Source organism: Stutzerimonas stutzeri (genome assembly GCF_018138085.1).
Taxonomy (GTDB): domain Bacteria; phylum Pseudomonadota; class Gammaproteobacteria; order Pseudomonadales; family Pseudomonadaceae; genus Stutzerimonas; species Stutzerimonas stutzeri_AI.
Map to the genome: position 1 here is coordinate 4,865,120 of NZ_CP073105.1, position 15,683 is coordinate 4,880,802.

Genomic DNA, 15,683 nt, shown 5'->3' on the forward strand with positions numbered 1-15,683 from the left:
TGCCCTGTAGACCAACCCAGTGCCACGTATCATGAGGCCGGCTTGAAGCCGGTCACGGGGCCTCGCGCTGGCGGCCAAATCCGACTCAACGGCCCGGTTGCGGGCGAAAACCAGGCACTGCGCCAGGGCGTTCCACGTGAGCGGCCGGCTGAGTGCAGTTGAGGTCGCGAAACGGTTGGCCATTGAGCAGCTCCCAGCCATGTCCGGGAGGGGTCTGTCGGCAGATGACGGTGCCATCGGCTTTGCTCTGCCACTGGTAATAGGGCGCGGGACCGGCTGCGGCCAGCGCAGACAGAAACAGGACGGACAGGGCAAGCAAGACACGCATGGCAGGCATTCGAAGGGGCGCTGGCGCCACTGTAACCGGATCGCCGGGCGACGCAAGCGCAACTGATCGCGGTAACCCCGTACGGCATGCAGCGCCGGTTCAGCGCCAGACCTTCCCGGCCTCCCGCATGAAGATTTCCACCGTTTTCGGCCCGACCCCTTCGAACTCGGCCAGCCGCTTCTCCAGGTCCCTGCGGTCCTTGCTCTGTTCGCGAAGGTTGCCCAGCTTGCCGCCGTATTCACTGTTGAGCTTGGCGCACAGCTTGAGCAGGCGTTCGGCAGTCGACTCGTCATAGCGCGTGTAATGACCCTCACCGAGCATGCGCACCAGCTCCCGCCTGCTGCAATGGCCTAGTTTGCCCGGCGTGTCGCGTCCATGTTCGTCGACGATCACCCGATAGGCTTCGGCGGCGATGTCCCGCTGGATGCGCTTGCCGAACAGGAAGCTGGCGATGAACCACTTGAACAGCTCGCCCTCGCCCTTCTCGATATCGATTCCCAGGTCCTTGCCGCTGATCTCACTGGCCATGCCGCCCCCGTTTTCTGTTGCACCGCGTCCTTACTGCGACGCCGGCGCGCCCGGCAGGTTTCTTCGCTTCGCCAAGTGACGATAAGCGGATTTCCGCCTATCACCGCGCCGGCATCGGCAGTTTTCCGCGCACCCGGAAGCCAAATGACGACGCAAGGCACGCGCCAGAGCCATCATCGCTACTGGCATGGTTCGTGCTGGTACCAACAGGCCCGATGCGATCAACGACAAGAACAGCCGCACAGCGCACCTCTGCCTTTTCTGCCAAGGCCAACCGTGTGTGTCTCGCCCCGTCTTGTCCGTCGCCCCACAATGGCTGCGGTTGATCGTCTATCGTCAGTTCTGCGAAACCAATAACAACGAAACGGAGAAACACCATGAAATTGACCAAGCAACTCGGCCTGCTCGCTGCTGCCGCGGCCTTCACCGCCAGCACCGCAGCGGTTGCCGCGCCGACCTTCATCAATATCCTGACCGGCGGCACCAGCGGCGTGTACTACCCGATCGGCGTGGCCATTTCGCAGCTGTACAGCAAAGGCATCGAGGGCTCGAAAACCTCCGTACAGGCGACCAAGGCCTCGGTGGAAAACCTCAACCTGCTGCAAGCCGGCCGTGGCGAGCTGGGCCTGGCGCTCGGCGACTCGGTCGCTGACGGCTGGAACGGCGTCGAAGACGCAGGCTTCAAGGCTCCGCTGAAGAAACTGCGCGCCATCGGTGGCGCCTACCCGAACTACATCCAGATCGTTGCCAGCAAGGAGTCCGGCATCAAGACGCTGGCCGACCTCAAGGGCAAATCGCTTTCCGTAGGCGCACCGAAATCCGGTACCGAACTGAACGCCCGCGCCATCCTCAAGGCCGCCGGCCTGAGCTATGAAGACATGGGCAAGGTCGAGTACCTGCCGTTCGCCGAATCCGTCGAACTGATCAAGAACCGTCAGCTCGACGCAACCCTGCAGTCGGCCGGCCTGGGCATGGCGGCGATCCGCGACCTGTCTTCGACCATGGCGTTGAACTACGTGGAAATTCCGCAGGATGTCGTCACCAAGATCGGCAACGACGCCTACCAGGCGGCAACCATCCCGGCCGGCACCTATGACGGCCAGGATGCTGACGTACCGACCGTGGCGATCACCAACATCCTCGTGACCCACGAGGGCGTCTCGGACGACGTGGCGTATCAGATGACCAAGCTGCTGTTCGAAAACCTCGATCAGTTGAGCAAGGCTCACTCCGCGGCCAAGGACATCAAGCTGGAAAACGCTACCAAGGCGCTGCCGATCCCGCTGCATCCGGGCGCCGAGCGCTACTACAAGGAAGTCGGCGCACTCTGAGTGCGTCCGGAGCGGCAGCGGCCGCTCCGACCCCGGTGGCGAGTGCATCCCGTACGCGCCACCGGATCCCCCGAACAATTTGCAGAGATGCTAGTAAAACCAGCGTGTGTTCACGGCAGGTTTTGTTAGCAGCTCTACGCGACCACGCTTTATCAGCTCGAGGCACTTCATGAGCGAATTACAACAAGAACAAGGCCTGGGCGGCAGCCCTGCCGGGTGGCCCAAGGCGCTGTTCTATGTCGCCCTGATGTTTTCCATCTACCAGATCATCATGGCGGCGTTTCATCCGGTATCGAGTCAGGTCCTGCGGGCGGGGCACGTCGGTTTCTTGCTGATGATCGTGTTCCTGAGCTTCCCCCTCCATGGCAAGGGCCGCCCCTGGCAACCCATGGCCTGGGTGCTGGCGCTGGCCGGCATGGGCACGGCGTTCTACCAGTGGTATTTCGAAGGCGACCTGATCCAGCGCTCCGGTGACCTGACCACGGCCGACTTCATCGTCGGGGTGGTGCTCATCGTCCTCGTGTTCGAGGCCGCGCGCCGGGTGATGGGCATCGCACTGCCTATCATCTGCGCGATGTTCCTCGCCTATGGCCTGCTCGGCCAGTACCTGCCGGGTGACCTCGCGCACCGCGGCTATGGCTTCGACCAGTTGGTCAATCAGCTGGCGTTCGGCACCGAAGGCCTGTACGGCACCCCAACCTACGTGTCCGCCACCTATATCTTCCTGTTCATCCTGTTCGGTGCCTTCCTTGAACAGGCCGGCATGATCAAGCTGTTCACCGATTTCGCCATGGGCCTGTTCGGCCACAAGCTCGGCGGCCCGGCGAAGGTGTCGGTGGTGTCGTCGGCCCTGATGGGCACCATCACCGGCTCGGGTGTGGCCAACGTGGTGACCACCGGCCAGTTCACCATCCCGCTGATGAAGCGCTTTGGTTACCGCGCCGCGTTTGCCGGCGGCGTCGAGGCGACGGCGAGCATGGGCAGCCAGATGATGCCACCCGTAATGGGCGCCGTAGCCTTCATCATGGCCGAGACGATCAACGTGCCCTTCGTCGAGGTGGCCAAGGCCGCGTTGATTCCGGCACTGCTGTATTTCGGCTCGACGTTCTGGATGGTTCACCTGGAAGCCAAGCGCGCCGACCTCAAGGGCCTTCCGAAGGATCAATGCCCGAGCGCCATGGCCGCCGTGAAAGAACGCTGGTATCTGCTGATTCCGCTGCTGGTGCTGGTCTGGCTGCTGTTCTCCGGCCGCACGCCCATGTTCGCCGGCATCATCGGCCTGTCGCTGACCGCCATCGTGATCCTTGGCTCGGCGATCATCCTGAAGGTCTCATCGTTCGGCTTGCGCATCGCCTTCTGGATCGCCCTGGGGCTACTTTGCGCCGCATTCTTCCAGCTGGGCATCGGGGTGATCTTCGGTGTCATCGCAGCACTGGTGGCAATCTGCTGGCTCATCAAGGGCGGCCGCGAGACCCTGCTGGTGTGCCTGCATGCACTGGTCGAAGGCGCCCGCCATGCGGTCCCGGTGGGCATCGCCTGTGCCCTGGTTGGCGTGATCATCGGCGTGGTTTCACTGACGGGTGTGGCCTCGACCTTTGCTGGTTACATCCTGGCGGTTGGCCAGGACAACCTGTTCCTCTCGCTGATCCTGACAATGCTGACCTGCCTGGTCCTGGGCATGGGCATCCCGACGATCCCCAACTACATCATCACCAGCTCGATCGCCGCGCCTGCGCTACTCGATCTCGGGGTGCCGCTGATCGTCTCGCATATGTTCGTCTTCTACTTCGGCATCCTTGCCGATCTCACCCCGCCCGTGGCGCTGGCCTGCTTCGCCGCCGCGCCGATTGCCAAGGAGACCGGGCTGAAAATCAGCATGTGGGCCGTGCGGATCGCCATCGCCGGGTTCGTGGTGCCGTTCATGGCGGTCTACAACCCGGCGCTGATGCTGCAGGGCGACAGCCTGTGGATGACCGCCTATATGCTGTTCAAAGCAGCGTTCGCCATCGGCCTGTGGGGTATCGCCTCGATCGGCTATCTACAGCGGCCGTTGGCTTGGTGGGAACGTGTGCTTGGGTTCGCCGCGGGTGTGACATTGATCATGGCGCTGCCGGTCACCGACGAGATCGGGTTCGGTATCGGTGCCTTGCTGCTGGCCCAGCACATCGTGCGAGCCCGCCGCGCCGGGCCGGCACTGGCATGATCGGTCTCTGCCTGGGTTTGGCCGGGGTGGTGTGGGCACAGGTGCCCACAGCCCACTTCACCCTGGCCTGGACCCACACGATCGAGAAGATCCGCTGGGAAGAAGATTACCGCGTCACGCCGGACGGGCTGCTGCTCGGTGAGGCGCGGGTCAAGGGTTCTGGTGCCGGGATGGAAATCCCCGATGGCGCCGAACTGCGTGACGGCACCTGGCACTACCAGCGCCAGCTCCCGCCGTTACAACCGCTGCGCTTGGGGCGAACCCCCGAAGCAGGGGATTTCCAACTGTGTTTCGACCAGCGTTGCCACGCGATGAGCGAATGGCTCGGCCCGCCAAAAGCGGACCGGCCCGCGCTGGAACTCTGGAGTTGCGCCGTGCAAGCGGACAGCTCCTCCTAATCGACCTCGTCACAGCCCAGTCGCGTGGCTTGAGCCGCGCCGGGGCTGCGATGGCCGTCGGTGGATCGGTGAAGCGTGATCCACCCTACGTGACTCAACGTCATAGCCGTCAATCAGATCGCTTGCAACGCCTCGTTGCGCTTGCTGGCCGCGATGCGCCTGGCGCGCAGCTTGCGCCACCAGATCACCACACCGGTTGCCGAAAGCACAGCGATCGCCAGGCCGAGGACGGCGATCAGGATGCGTCCGGGCAAGCCGAGAATTCGTCCGCCATGGATCGCCGGCTGCAACATGTAGAACTGCTCACCCAGCGTGCCCTGCCCCGGTATTTCCTGCCCCAGCAATCGACTGCCGTCACTGCCATGAAAGAACAGCCAAGCGTTGCCCTGGTCACTGTCGTGATCACCGAAGCCGGCACCGTAGAAGTTGTACTCGAAGCTGTAATACAGCTCGCCGATCGGCTCGCTCAGGCCCAGGTCGGCCGCGTGCTGCATGGCGAAGTCATAGGCCCGATGGAAGTCGTACCGGGTCACGCCCAGCTCGTCCTTGGGCAACTTGCCGCGCGCCGCGTAGACGCTCGGCTCCACCGGCGAGAATAGCGACACCACTGGTTTGAACACCTGTTCGGGCAGGTTCATCGCGATGCTGCTGACCGCCACCGGCGTGAGCAGCAACCACAGCCAAAGGCCGCCGGCACGATGCACGTCATGGTTGAGGCGCTGGCGCTTGATCTTCCAGGCCGTCCACCACTTGCCGAAGAACGGCCGCCCGCGAGGAAAGGTCAGCAGCAACGAGACGAAGCAGTCGAGGGTCCAGAAGATGGCCACGATGCCCATCAACCAGAGCCCCCAGTTTCCCGGCAGCGACAGGTTGTAATGAAACTCGAGCAGGAACGGCACCAGATTCTGCCGCGAGAAACAGCACTCGCCCCAGTAGCGCGTCCCGACCGGCTCGCCGGTCACGGCGTCGAGATAGTGCACCACCGGCCGCTCTTCATACGGCTTGCCGGTCGCCGGGTCATTGCGTGGCACCATTGCCATCAACGCGGCGTGCCCCGGCTCGTCCGGGAACTCCATGTACCAGACCTGCATCCGCGGATTGGCCGCCTCGACACGATCGACCAGGATGCCCGGGGCCAGCACAGGACCGCGGCTTTCGGTGCGATAGAACTCGGGGTTCAGCCACTCGTCCAGCTCATGGTGAAAGGCCAGAACGCTCCCGGTGATGCCGGCGAGAAACAGGAACAGCGCCGTGGCCAGGCCGATATAGCGGTGCAGAAGAACGAGAATCGGGCGCATCGTCGGTTTCCGTCTTTCAGATAGCAAAAAGCCGCCGGCCTTTTGAGCCAGCGGCTAGTTCTTCGATCAGAACTGATGAGTGATGGTCGCCACGACATTGCGCTCAGCACCCAGATAGCACGAGGACGCGCTGTAGCAGGAGGCAACGTAGTACTCATCGGTCAGGTTGTTGGCATTGAGCCGAACCGAGGTGCCGAGCAACCCCAATCTGCGCAGGTCATAGCCAATAGAGGCATCGAACAGAGTGTAGGACGGCACTTTGAAGTCATGCGCATCGTTACCCCAACTATAGCCGACATACCTCGCGCCGCCCCCTATGTTCAACCCGGAGAGAAGACCTTCGGCGAAGTTATAGTCGGCCCAAAGACTGGCCATTCGCTCGGGGGTCTGATACGGCGTATTGCCCTTGGCATTCACCACGGCACCGGACGTGTCGAAGGTAAAATAGTGCTTGCTGTATTCGACATCGTTCAGCGTGACACTTCCCAGCAAGCGCAGACGCTCCGTTACGCTCACCCGAGCTTCGAGTTCGACACCTCGCGATTTCATCCCGCCGACGCCTTTATAAAAGTTGTCAGTTACCAGGCTGTTTTCCTTGGCGAAGAGATTCTCCATCTCGATGGTGAAAAACGACAGGGTGTACAGATCATTACGACCGACTGGCTGAAACTTCACACCTGCTTCCCATTGCTTGCCGGTGGTCGGCTTGAGTATCTGGGCGCCACTGGAATAGTTGGAGGTCGGATTGAACGAAGTGGAATAGCTAAGGTAAGGCGATACGCCGTTGTCGAACGCATAGAGCACGCCGGCGTGACCGCTGAGCTTCTCGCCCTGATTCGCATCCTTGCCTTTGATGGCATCGTCGATCGAGACGTCGTACCAGTCCTGCCGCAGGCCGAAGGAGAAGTTCCAGTTGTCCAGTTCGATCAGATCCTGCACATAGAGGCCTGCCTGCTTCTGTCGGCGAAGCGCGTTACTGCTGGTGGCTGGGCCGGCCAAGTCGTTACTTGTATAGATGGGGTTGGCGATGTCCAGCGGGCTGACAGTGCTGTAATCGTATTCGTCGAGCGTCTTGTTCTTGGTGGACTGGTAATCCAGTCCGACCACGACCGTGTGCAGCACCGAACCGGTGCTGAAATCCGCTTGCAACATGTTGTCGACGATCCATGCGTGGAGACTTTCCTCGCCTCCGCTGAAGCCACGGTACAGAAGATTGCTGGTCGGACCATAGTAGCCGCTCTGCCAAACCTGGCTGTTTTCGACTTCTGCATCCAGATAGCGGAAGTTCTGTCTCGCGCTCCATACATCATTGAAGCGGTGCTGGAACTCGTAGCCGACCATCTTCTGGGTACGCTTGAACTCTTCGATATCCGGATCGCCCTCGAAAAAGCTGCCGGAAAGTCGTTCTCCGTTGCGCTTCTCCAGCGTTCCGGAAGCCGGCAGACTGCCGTGATAGCCGCCGTTGGGATCGTGCTGCAAATAGGCATAGAGGTTGAGGCTGGTGTCATCGTTGAGGTAGATCGCCAGGCTTGGCATCAGCGCGTAGCGAGTCTCCTCGACATGATCGACCTGGCTGTCGGCATCCTCGGATACGCCGAGCACGCGGTAAGCGATGTTCTCATTTAGCGGCCCGGTCACATCAAACCCTAGGCTCTTATAGTCATTGCTGCCGTAGGAGAGATCGATGCGCGCGGCCTCGGTGAATTGCGGCCGCTTGGTGGTCAGCGACGCCAGACCTCCAGGGTTGCTGCGGCCATAAAGGACAGACGATGGTCCCTTGAGTACGTCGATGCGCTCAATGAAATAAGGATCGATCTGCAAGCTGCTGTACGAGCCCGGGTCGCCCATGGATTTCAGGCCGTCAATGATGATGTTGTCCACCGACCCGTCATTGATCCCACGCATTGCCAGATAATCGTAGCGCCGCGTATTGCCGTAGGGATTACTGAGCACACCCGGGGTGTAGCGCACCGCTTCTGCGACAGTCATCGAGCCCTGTTTGTCGATCTGCTCCCGCGTCACCACCGAAACACTCTGCGAAGTACGTACCAGCGGCATGCTCGTTTTAGTCGCCACGCTGCTATGGGTGGCGTTGTAGCCTTCCATCTCGCCCAGGGCGTTACCCAAGGCAAAGCCTTCGACCACCATGGGCTTTAGTTCGACAGTCCCGGCCTGCTCCTGGCGCGGCGCCAGCGAGTAGGTGCCGCGCTCGTCGCGCACCGCCTGCAGCCCGCTCCCTTGAAGCAGCGCTTCGAAGCCTTCCTCGACGCCGTATTGGCCTTGCAGACCGCTCGATTGCCGCCCTTCGATCAGGCGCGCATCGACCGACAGCATCACCCCGGCTTCGCCGGCGAAGCGGCTAAGCGCGCTGGACAGCGGACCGGCGGGGATATCGTAGCCACGCACCGACTGCTGGCTGGCGGACTGTGCCCAGGCTGCCGGCGAGGCGGCGAGGGCTGCCAGCGGCAGGCAGAGCATGGCGGCGCGAACGGCTTGGGCGAGCGTACTGGGGCGGCGGAACGGAAGAGCGATGGAGCGCATGAGTCATCCTTTTTGCGAGGCAAAATCGTGATCGTTGCCGTTATGCCCAGCGACATGGCAAAAAGGGAACTGCGGATAAGAATTTTTTGCATTCGTGTTAATGAAACACTGAAAGCCCGTTACGCGGGTTCGAGGCTCACCCACCACGGCAGTCGGCGGTTGATGCGAAGCGCCAGCGTGTCCGCCAACACGTCCAGTACCCGATCGGTGTCTGCCAAGGGGTAAGCGCCCACCACGCGCAGGCCCGCCACACGCGGATCGCAACCGAGATAACCCTGGCGATAGCGCGCCAGCTCAGCGACGAACGCATCCAGGCGCAGGTTATCGGCCACCAGAACACCATCGGCCCAGGATTGGCGGCCCGACTGCACGGCGCGTTCGGGCTCGACGTGACGGCCATCGAAGGCGATCTGTCGGCCGCCGATGACGGTGCGCGAATGCCGTTGCCCGCTGGGCATGACCTCGACCGCGCCGTCGAACACACTGAGCTGAGTGCTGCCGTCACGTTGCACTACCGAAAACCGGGCGGCGGCGTGCGTCCGTAAGCTGCCTTCCGCCGTGCGCAGCACCAGCGGACGGGGCTCGGCCGCGGCCTGCATCAGCAGCTCGCCGCGGTACAACGAGAACTGACGGGTGCGCCCTTCGAAGGCGACATCCACCGCGCTGTCGGTGTTCAGCCACAGCCGCGAACCATCATCGAGCCGCCAGTCGCGCACTTCGCCAACGGCGGTGCGCTGGTCAGCCGTCCAATTTCGCCAAGGCATCGCACCCGCGACAAGCGCCAGCGCGCCGCCGCCGCAAAGGATCGACAGGGCTTTCAGCGCTTGTCGGCGTGTGGGTTGTCCCGATCGCAACAAAGCTGTGGTCGCGGGGTTGAAGGGATCGCCAGCCAAAGGCTCCAGACGTCCGCTGATCCGCTCCACCCGCTGCCAGGCCCGGGCGTGTTCCGGCGCGGCCAGCCAGGCACGCCAAGCCTCGCGGTCGGCCTCGCTGACCGAATCGGACTGCAGCACCGCAAACCACTGCGCCGCCGCCTGCAGCACCTGATAATCGAGGCTCATGGCTCCTCCTCGGCCAGCGTCAGGCAATGCAGCATGGCCTGCGCCATGTATTTCTTGACCATCCGCTCGGACACCTCGAGCTCGACGGCAATCGCCGCGTAGGTCAACCCATGCAACTGCGACAGCAGGAATGCGCGGCGCACCTTGTGCGGCAGCCGCGTAAGCATCGCATCGACCTGCATCAGCGTTTCGATAGTCAGCGCCTGGGATTCCGGCGACGGCATGACCGCCTCCGGCTGCAAGGCGAGCGCATCCAGATAGGCCTGCTCGATCTGCTTGCGGCGCCAGTGATTGATCAGCAGCCCTTTGGCGATGGTGTGCAGGTAGGCTCGAGGTTCACGTATGGCGTCCAGACCATGATTTTTGCTCAGCACGCGGACAAAAGTGTCCTGCGCCAGATCGGCAGCCTTCTGACTGCAGCCCAGCTGCCGCCGCAACCAGCCGTTCAGCCAACCCTGATGGTCGACATACAGCCGGTGCACCAGCGGATGCTTGACCATACCCTCGGTCGCCATGGTCGTACCCTTCGCCTTGAAAGATGTTAATGCTAACGCTTCTCATAAACACAAAGCTATGCCCCTCCGCATTTCATCGCGCTTAGCCAGGAGGCCTTCAGACTTCCCTGACTGGACTAGGCTTTCTGCATACCCACTTTGGAGTCTCGACATGAAACCCATCATTCCGCTCTGTACCGCTGCATTACTGCTCGGTGCGCTTCCCGTTCAGGCGCTGGAAATGCTGCCTGGGCTATGGGAATTTTCCAGCGACAACATTGAAGTAGACGGCACGCAGATGCCGGGCATGGCGGAAATGGTCGAGCAGATGAAGGGACTGCCGCCTGAGCAGAAGAAAATGATGCAAGAGATGCTCGCTGCCCAAGGCGTCGAGCTAGGCGCTGGCGGGGTGCGCATGTGCCTGAGCGAGGCTCAGGTAAAATCACGCGAGCTGCCGTTTCAGGACGAACCTGGCTGCAGCCAGGAACTGGTCGAACGAACCGACAGCCTGTGGAAATTCACCTTCGATTGCCCTGATGCCAAGGGCAAAGGCGAGACCCAGCTGATCAGCGAGCGCGAGGTGGTCAGCACGATCGAAAGCGACTATCAGGTCGGCACACAGCAGGGCAACAGCCGCATGCAGTCCCGTGGCAAATGGCTGGGCAAGGACTGCGGCTCACTCAAGCCGCGGACGTAGCGCAAGGTTTCACGTGGAACCTATGGATATCCTGTCCGGCGTTATTCCTTAACCCATTCACCGCCGCTGGTCTGTTCGCAGGCCGGCTGGAGGAAACGCGCGTCACTGGCGACCCCGTAATAGTGGATGTCCTGGCGATAGGGCATATTGGACACCTGGGCGTTGCGACAAACGCCGAACGCACCGGTCGGGCACTGCTCGACGAAGGTGACCTCGACCTGCTGATCCTTGAGCTGAGGCTGGCAAAAGCCGGATCGGAACAGCTCGGTCGGAATCGTGCGATTCTGTTGGCAGAGCTTTACCTCGATCCGCTCATCCTGGCTGTGTACAACGCAGCCCTCGGCCCACGCCTGACCGGCAATGCCCAGCGACAGCAACAGAAAACACATTGAACGCATCGAACCGCACCCTTGATCTGCCCGCCGAAACTCTAGCATGCAGGCCCTGAAATCACCTCCAACCCAGCCACCGAATACGCACCATGGCGCATATGCTGACCCACATACCTACCCATGTAATCTGCGGGCCGCTCGGCGCCGGCAAGACCAGCCTGATCCGCTCGCTACTGGCGCAGAAGCCTGCCGATGAACGCTGGGCAGTGCTGATCAACGAGTTCGGCCAGATTGGACTCGACGCCGCTCTGCTCACTACCGATGAGTCGGGGGTCAGCCTGGCCGAGGTCGCTGGCGGCTGTCTGTGTTGCGTCAACGGCGTGCCGTTTCAGGTCGGCTTGAGCCGCTTGTTGCGCAAGGCCAAACCGGACCGCCTGTTGATAGAGCCCTCAGGGTTGGGACATCCGGCCGAACTGCTGACGCAACTCGGCGAGCCGCCCTGGCACGAGGTGCTGGCGTTGCAGCCGTGCGTGACCGTGCTCGACGCCGCGGCGCTGGCGCGTGGCGAGCCGTTGCCGCCGAGCCAGCAACAGGCACTGCAGAGCAGTGGCTTGCTGGTGCTTAACAAGTATGAGCAGCTGGATCAGGCGGATCGTCAGCGCCTCGCCGCGTCGTTGCCGGCGTTACCCCTGCGCTGGACATGTGAAGGCGACCTGCCGATCGCGGAGCTGCCAGGCATCGGCGTCCGCGCCGGGCTGGCCGCTGACATTCCAGCGCCCCTGCCCGCTGCCGCCGGCGTAGCCGGTGGTGTCTGGCTGAATCCGCAACAGCCCGTCTGCCAGGGTCAGGGCAGCGCTGACGGCTGGAGCATCGGCTGGCGCTGGCATCCGAGTCAGTGCTTCGATCCGCAACGCATCACCCAGTGGCTCGGCAGCCTGGCGTGGCGCCGCGCGAAGCTGGTTGTGCACGGTCCCGATGGCTGGCACTCGGCCAATGCGCTGGCCGGCGAGCCGATGCGGTTCATGCCCAGCGAATGGCGCAAGGATTCGAGGCTCGAACTGATCTTCGCTGAACCGCAGGATGAAGAACGTCTGAAAGCAGACATGGCCGCCTGTCGGCTCTAGCGCAGGCTCACTCGTTGCGACGGCGCCAGTCGTCCAGCTGGATCACCCGGCCCGAATCCGGCGGCGCACGGAAAGGATGCGCCTCCATCTCGATCGGCCCCGGACGGGCGCCGAACATGACGATGCTGCCCTGATGGCGCTGCTCACCGGTAACGGTGAACTCGAAGCCGTAGATCCGTGCGAAACGGCGCTGCCCCCGCGCATCGCGAATCACACCCAGACGGCGAAACGCCACATTGCCATCCAACAGCTCGACATCCATCTTCTCGCAGTGGCGGCGCACCGCTGCCAGCGCGCGCTCACGAATGCCATGCGAATGCCAAAGCCAGGCGGCAGCTGTCAGCAGCAAGAGGAAAATGAACAGATTGCCGAGCGTCACCATGGCCGTTGCACCCGCTGGCAGACCGCCGCGACCGGCAGCTGCCGAACGGCCATCGGCACTACGCGCCCACAGGCCCGGACCAGGCCGCTCAACTTTCCAGCCAGACGTCGCGCGCCCAGTGCCACACCGATTCCCAGCTCTCGTCGGTCAGCTCGTGCTCGTTGCCGTCGAAGAGCATGACCTCACCCTCGAGATCGACCACGTAGTAATCCGGCCCGTCCTGGCAGATCGGCAGCAGGTCGCGCGCCACGCCCGCATCCCAGGCGTTTGCCGCCACTTCCGGCAGATAGGTGTGCGATTGCGGATCGACAGCGGTAACCGGTTCCAACCGGCCATATACGACGTCACTGACCGTCAGCAGGAACTCGCGCAGGCCGAACGGCAGATTGATCAGCAATTCTTCCTCGACCTCGACCAGGCGGTCATCGTCCGGCAGTTCCAGTGGCACCGGTACCGGCTCGTTGAGTTCACGCAGTTGCTCGATCACCTCTTCCATGACAGTCCCCCTTCTGCAGTCATCCGGAATGCGCCGTTTATACAAGCCCTCGCATTGGCTAGCCAGTACCAGTCGCGCTAAAGTGACCGCCGCTCGAAAAACCGGTGTGCCGGCGTCATGCAACCGCAATACGACTGGCAGCATCCGGTGACAACCGCAAGGATGCCTGCCCGCCGCGCCCGCTCGCCCGGGCTCGATTAGGAGACATCGTGGCATCCACCGCAGAAAACCACAGCCTCGCGATCGCTCAGTGTGGCGAAGAACCCATACATATCCCAGGCAGCATTCAGCCTCACGGCTTTTTGCTGGTGTTGCGCGAGCCTCAGCTGACCATCACCCAGGCCAGCGACAACGTCTCGCAATGGCTCGGCATCGACGCCCAGGCATTGCTCGGCCGTCCGCTCACCGAGCTGATCGGCGAATGTGGCTTCGCCGAGCGCCTGGCTGCGCTGGCCGAAGACGACCACAATCCGTTTCACCTGAGCGATATCAGTTTCACGCTGCCGGATCGCGGCGATCGTCCGTCGTTCGCCTTGATGGCCCACCGTTACGCGGGCCAGCTAATCGTCGAGTTCGAGTCCGCTGGTAGTTCCGGCAAGGCCTACGACACGCTCTATCCATTGATGCGGACGTTCGTGGTGCAACTGCAGGAAGCGCAGGAGCTCGAACTCATCTGCCAACTGGCCGTGCGCGAAGTCAAACGCATTACCGGCTTCGGTCGGGTCAAGGCCTACCGCTTCGATGCCCAGGGCAACGGCCTGGTGTTGGCCGAAGAAGCCGACGAGGGCTACCCGCGCTATCTCGGCTTGTGCTTCCCCGCCTCGGACATCCCACCGCAAGCGCGCCAGCTCTACCGCAGCAACCTGATCCGCGTGATACACGACGCCAACTATCAGCCCTCCCCGCTGGTGCCCGCGCTCAATCCGGACACCGGCAAGCCGCTGGACCTGAGTTTCGCCGCGCTGCGCAGCGTGTCGCCGGTGCACCTGCAGTACATGCGCAATATGGGCACCCTCGCCTCCATGTCGATCTCGATCGTCATTCGCGACCAGCTGTGGGGCATGATTTCCTGCCATGACGCCGCCCCGCGCCGCGTCGGCTACCAAACGCGTACGGCCTGCGAACTGCTGGGACGCATCCTGTCACTGCAGATCGAAGCGAAGGAAGCGGCAATGCTGGCCCAGCGCAAACTGGAACTGCGCCGCCAGACCGTTGAGCTGCTGTCGGCGATGGCTGACCAGGACAGTGTCATCGAGGGCTTCAGACATCTACCCTCGGTGGTGCTCGGCTTCGCCGACGCCGACGGCGCCGCGATCATCTCTGACGAGCGCCAGGAGACCGTCGGCGAGACCCCGCCTGCCGAACTGCTGACGGCCCTGACGCAATGGTTGTCGCAGCAGCACGAGCGGCTGGTATTCAGCACCGATAGCGTGACGCGTGACATCCCCACATTGCCGGAACTGGCCTCGCACTGCGCCGGTGTCCTGGCGATATCGATATCGCGGCTACACCCGCATTACCTGCTGTGGTTTCGCCGCGAGCGAATCCAGACGGTGAACTGGGCGGGTCAGCAGGACAAGCAGAGCGACGGTCACGGCGGCCTGTCGCCACGCAACAGTTTCGAAAGCTGGCGCGAGACGGTCAGCGGTTATGCCCAGTCCTGGCAGCCGGTAGAACTCGAAGGGGCGTTAGAGCTGCGTACTGCCGTGCTCGGCATCGTCCTGCGCAAGGCTGAGGAAATGGCGCAGCTGGCCGGCGAGCTGCGCGAAAGCAACAAGGAGCTGGAGTCGTTCTCCTACAGCGTCTCGCATGATTTGCGCGCACCGCTGCGGCACATTGCCGGCTACGCCGAGCTTCTCGGGGAGCTCGAAAGCAGCAAGCTCAGCGATCGCGGGCTACGTTTCCTCGACAACATCAGCGACGCGGCCCGTTTCGCCGGCACGCTGGTCGACAACCTGCTGAGTTTTTCGCAGATGGGCCGTGCGGCGCTGCGCCTGTCGGACGTCAACCTGCAGGCGCTGGTCGAGTCCATTCGTCAGGAAATGGCGCCGGATTGTGAAGGTCGCCAGATAGAATGGCGGCTCAATCCCATGCCGATCGTGGTCGCTGACGCCGCCTTCATCCACATGGCGCTGCGCAACCTGATCTCGAACGCCATCAAGTACAGCCGCACGCGCGAGCACGCCGTCATCGAGATCGGTGCCGAAGCTCGCGCCGAAGCGACCATCGTTTATGTCCGCGACAACGGCGTGGGCTTCAACATGCAATACGCCAGCAAGCTGTTCGGGGTCTTTCAGCGCCTGCATCGGATGGAAGAATTCGAAGGCACCGGCATCGGACTGGCCAGTGTGCGCCGGATCGTCGAGCGCCACGATGGCCAGGTATGGGCCACCGGCGAGCTGGGCCAGGGTGCCACCTTCTTCTTTTCGCTTCCAAGACTGAGCTATGCCTCACCCATTTAGTACAGGAC

15 protein-coding genes are annotated in these 15,683 nt (G+C 62.6%); 6 read left to right on the plus strand and 9 right to left on the minus strand.

What is annotated here, in order from left to right:
- Positions 1-85: 85 nt before the first annotated feature.
- Both KCX70_RS22240 and KCX70_RS22245 read right to left on the minus strand, forming a co-directional pair.
- On the minus strand, positions 86-328 hold the full coding sequence (locus KCX70_RS22240) for a hypothetical protein (protein WP_021206911.1): 243 nt from the start codon (positions 326-328) through the stop codon (positions 86-88).
- 99 nt (positions 329-427) lie between these two features.
- Positions 428-856 (minus strand): DNA methylase, encoded by a 429-nt coding sequence (locus KCX70_RS22245; protein ID WP_212618868.1) that lies wholly within the window; start codon positions 854-856, stop codon positions 428-430.
- A 377-nt stretch (positions 857-1,233) separates the two neighbouring features.
- Here KCX70_RS22245 and KCX70_RS22250 point away from each other — a divergent pair, with 377 nt between their 5' ends.
- From KCX70_RS22250 to KCX70_RS22260, 3 genes are all read left to right on the plus strand, one after another.
- Positions 1,234-2,187 (plus strand): TAXI family TRAP transporter solute-binding subunit, encoded by a 954-nt coding sequence (locus tag KCX70_RS22250; RefSeq protein WP_212618869.1) that lies wholly within the window; start codon positions 1,234-1,236, stop codon positions 2,185-2,187.
- A 169-nt stretch (positions 2,188-2,356) separates the two neighbouring features.
- Positions 2,357-4,390 carry a TRAP transporter permease gene (locus KCX70_RS22255; protein ID WP_212618870.1) on the plus strand — a complete coding sequence of 678 codons (2,034 nt, stop codon included), beginning with the start codon at positions 2,357-2,359 and terminating at the stop codon, positions 4,388-4,390.
- A complete protein-coding gene (locus KCX70_RS22260) occupies positions 4,387-4,788 on the plus strand; it encodes a DUF1850 domain-containing protein (RefSeq protein ID WP_212618871.1) in 402 nt (133 codons plus the stop codon). Before KCX70_RS22255 ends, KCX70_RS22260 begins: the two co-directional genes overlap by 4 nt.
- Before the next feature lie 113 nt (positions 4,789-4,901).
- Here KCX70_RS22260 and KCX70_RS22265 read toward each other — a convergent pair whose 3' ends face one another.
- From KCX70_RS22265 to KCX70_RS22280, 4 genes are all read right to left on the minus strand, one after another.
- Positions 4,902-6,086: a PepSY-associated TM helix domain-containing protein gene (locus tag KCX70_RS22265; RefSeq protein ID WP_212618872.1), complete on the minus strand. Its 1,185-nt coding sequence runs from the start codon at positions 6,084-6,086 to the stop codon at positions 4,902-4,904.
- A gap of 66 nt (positions 6,087-6,152) precedes the next feature.
- A complete protein-coding gene (locus tag KCX70_RS22270; protein WP_212618873.1) occupies positions 6,153-8,627 on the minus strand; it encodes a TonB-dependent siderophore receptor in 2,475 nt (824 codons plus the stop codon).
- A gap of 119 nt (positions 8,628-8,746) precedes the next feature.
- A complete protein-coding gene (locus KCX70_RS22275) occupies positions 8,747-9,688 on the minus strand; it encodes a FecR domain-containing protein (RefSeq protein WP_212618874.1) in 942 nt (313 codons plus the stop codon).
- Positions 9,685-10,203 (minus strand): sigma-70 family RNA polymerase sigma factor, encoded by a 519-nt coding sequence (locus KCX70_RS22280; protein ID WP_212618875.1) that lies wholly within the window; start codon positions 10,201-10,203, stop codon positions 9,685-9,687. Before KCX70_RS22280 ends, KCX70_RS22275 begins: the two co-directional genes overlap by 4 nt.
- 151 nt (positions 10,204-10,354) lie before the next feature.
- Between KCX70_RS22280 and KCX70_RS22285 the strand changes: the two genes are divergently transcribed.
- Complete coding sequence (locus KCX70_RS22285; protein WP_212618876.1) at positions 10,355-10,879, plus strand: DUF3617 domain-containing protein; 525 nt, start codon at positions 10,355-10,357, stop codon at positions 10,877-10,879.
- Between the two features lie 41 nt (positions 10,880-10,920).
- On the opposite strand, the gene KCX70_RS22290 is transcribed toward KCX70_RS22285, so the two are convergent.
- Complete coding sequence (locus KCX70_RS22290; protein WP_102852728.1) at positions 10,921-11,277, minus strand: NADH:ubiquinone oxidoreductase; 357 nt, start codon at positions 11,275-11,277, stop codon at positions 10,921-10,923.
- Between the two features lie 92 nt (positions 11,278-11,369).
- Between KCX70_RS22290 and KCX70_RS22295 the strand changes: the two genes are divergently transcribed.
- Positions 11,370-12,335, plus strand: a complete 966-nt coding sequence (locus KCX70_RS22295; protein WP_212620411.1) for a CobW family GTP-binding protein — start codon at positions 11,370-11,372, stop codon at positions 12,333-12,335.
- A 7-nt stretch (positions 12,336-12,342) separates the two neighbouring features.
- Here KCX70_RS22295 and KCX70_RS22300 read toward each other — a convergent pair whose 3' ends face one another.
- Together KCX70_RS22300 and KCX70_RS22305 are read right to left on the minus strand one after the other, a co-directional pair.
- Positions 12,343-12,717: a DUF3301 domain-containing protein gene (locus tag KCX70_RS22300; RefSeq protein ID WP_021206899.1), complete on the minus strand. Its 375-nt coding sequence runs from the start codon at positions 12,715-12,717 to the stop codon at positions 12,343-12,345.
- 88 nt (positions 12,718-12,805) lie between these two features.
- Positions 12,806-13,213: an SMI1/KNR4 family protein gene (locus tag KCX70_RS22305; protein WP_021206898.1), complete on the minus strand. Its 408-nt coding sequence runs from the start codon at positions 13,211-13,213 to the stop codon at positions 12,806-12,808.
- Positions 13,214-13,419: 206 nt separating this feature from the next.
- Between KCX70_RS22305 and KCX70_RS22310 the strand changes: the two genes are divergently transcribed.
- Complete coding sequence (locus KCX70_RS22310) at positions 13,420-15,675, plus strand: ATP-binding protein (RefSeq protein ID WP_392604268.1); 2,256 nt, start codon at positions 13,420-13,422, stop codon at positions 15,673-15,675.
- The last annotated feature ends 8 nt before the right edge of the window (positions 15,676-15,683 follow it).

Coding starts and splice junctions, on each gene's coding strand:
- KCX70_RS22245 (WP_212618868.1), bottom strand. CDS start 856: ATGGCCAGTGAGATCAGCGGCAAGGACCTGGGAATCGATATCGAGAAG.
- KCX70_RS22290 (WP_102852728.1), bottom strand. CDS start 11,277: ATGCGTTCAATGTGTTTTCTGTTGCTGTCGCTGGGCATTGCCGGTCAG.
- KCX70_RS22240 (WP_021206911.1), bottom strand. CDS start 328: ATGCGTGTCTTGCTTGCCCTGTCCGTCCTGTTTCTGTCTGCGCTGGCC.
- KCX70_RS22260 (WP_212618871.1), top strand. CDS start 4,387: ATGATCGGTCTCTGCCTGGGTTTGGCCGGGGTGGTGTGGGCACAGGTG.
- KCX70_RS22295 (WP_212620411.1), top strand. CDS start 11,370: ATGCTGACCCACATACCTACCCATGTAATCTGCGGGCCGCTCGGCGCC.
- KCX70_RS22265 (WP_212618872.1), bottom strand. CDS start 6,086: ATGCGCCCGATTCTCGTTCTTCTGCACCGCTATATCGGCCTGGCCACG.
- KCX70_RS22300 (WP_021206899.1), bottom strand. CDS start 12,717: ATGGTGACGCTCGGCAATCTGTTCATTTTCCTCTTGCTGCTGACAGCT.
- KCX70_RS22255 (WP_212618870.1), top strand. CDS start 2,357: ATGAGCGAATTACAACAAGAACAAGGCCTGGGCGGCAGCCCTGCCGGG.
- KCX70_RS22285 (WP_212618876.1), top strand. CDS start 10,355: ATGAAACCCATCATTCCGCTCTGTACCGCTGCATTACTGCTCGGTGCG.
- KCX70_RS22270 (WP_212618873.1), bottom strand. CDS start 8,627: ATGCGCTCCATCGCTCTTCCGTTCCGCCGCCCCAGTACGCTCGCCCAA.
- KCX70_RS22280 (WP_212618875.1), bottom strand. CDS start 10,203: ATGGCGACCGAGGGTATGGTCAAGCATCCGCTGGTGCACCGGCTGTAT.
- KCX70_RS22250 (WP_212618869.1), top strand. CDS start 1,234: ATGAAATTGACCAAGCAACTCGGCCTGCTCGCTGCTGCCGCGGCCTTC.
- KCX70_RS22305 (WP_021206898.1), bottom strand. CDS start 13,213: ATGGAAGAGGTGATCGAGCAACTGCGTGAACTCAACGAGCCGGTACCG.
- KCX70_RS22275 (WP_212618874.1), bottom strand. CDS start 9,688: ATGAGCCTCGATTATCAGGTGCTGCAGGCGGCGGCGCAGTGGTTTGCG.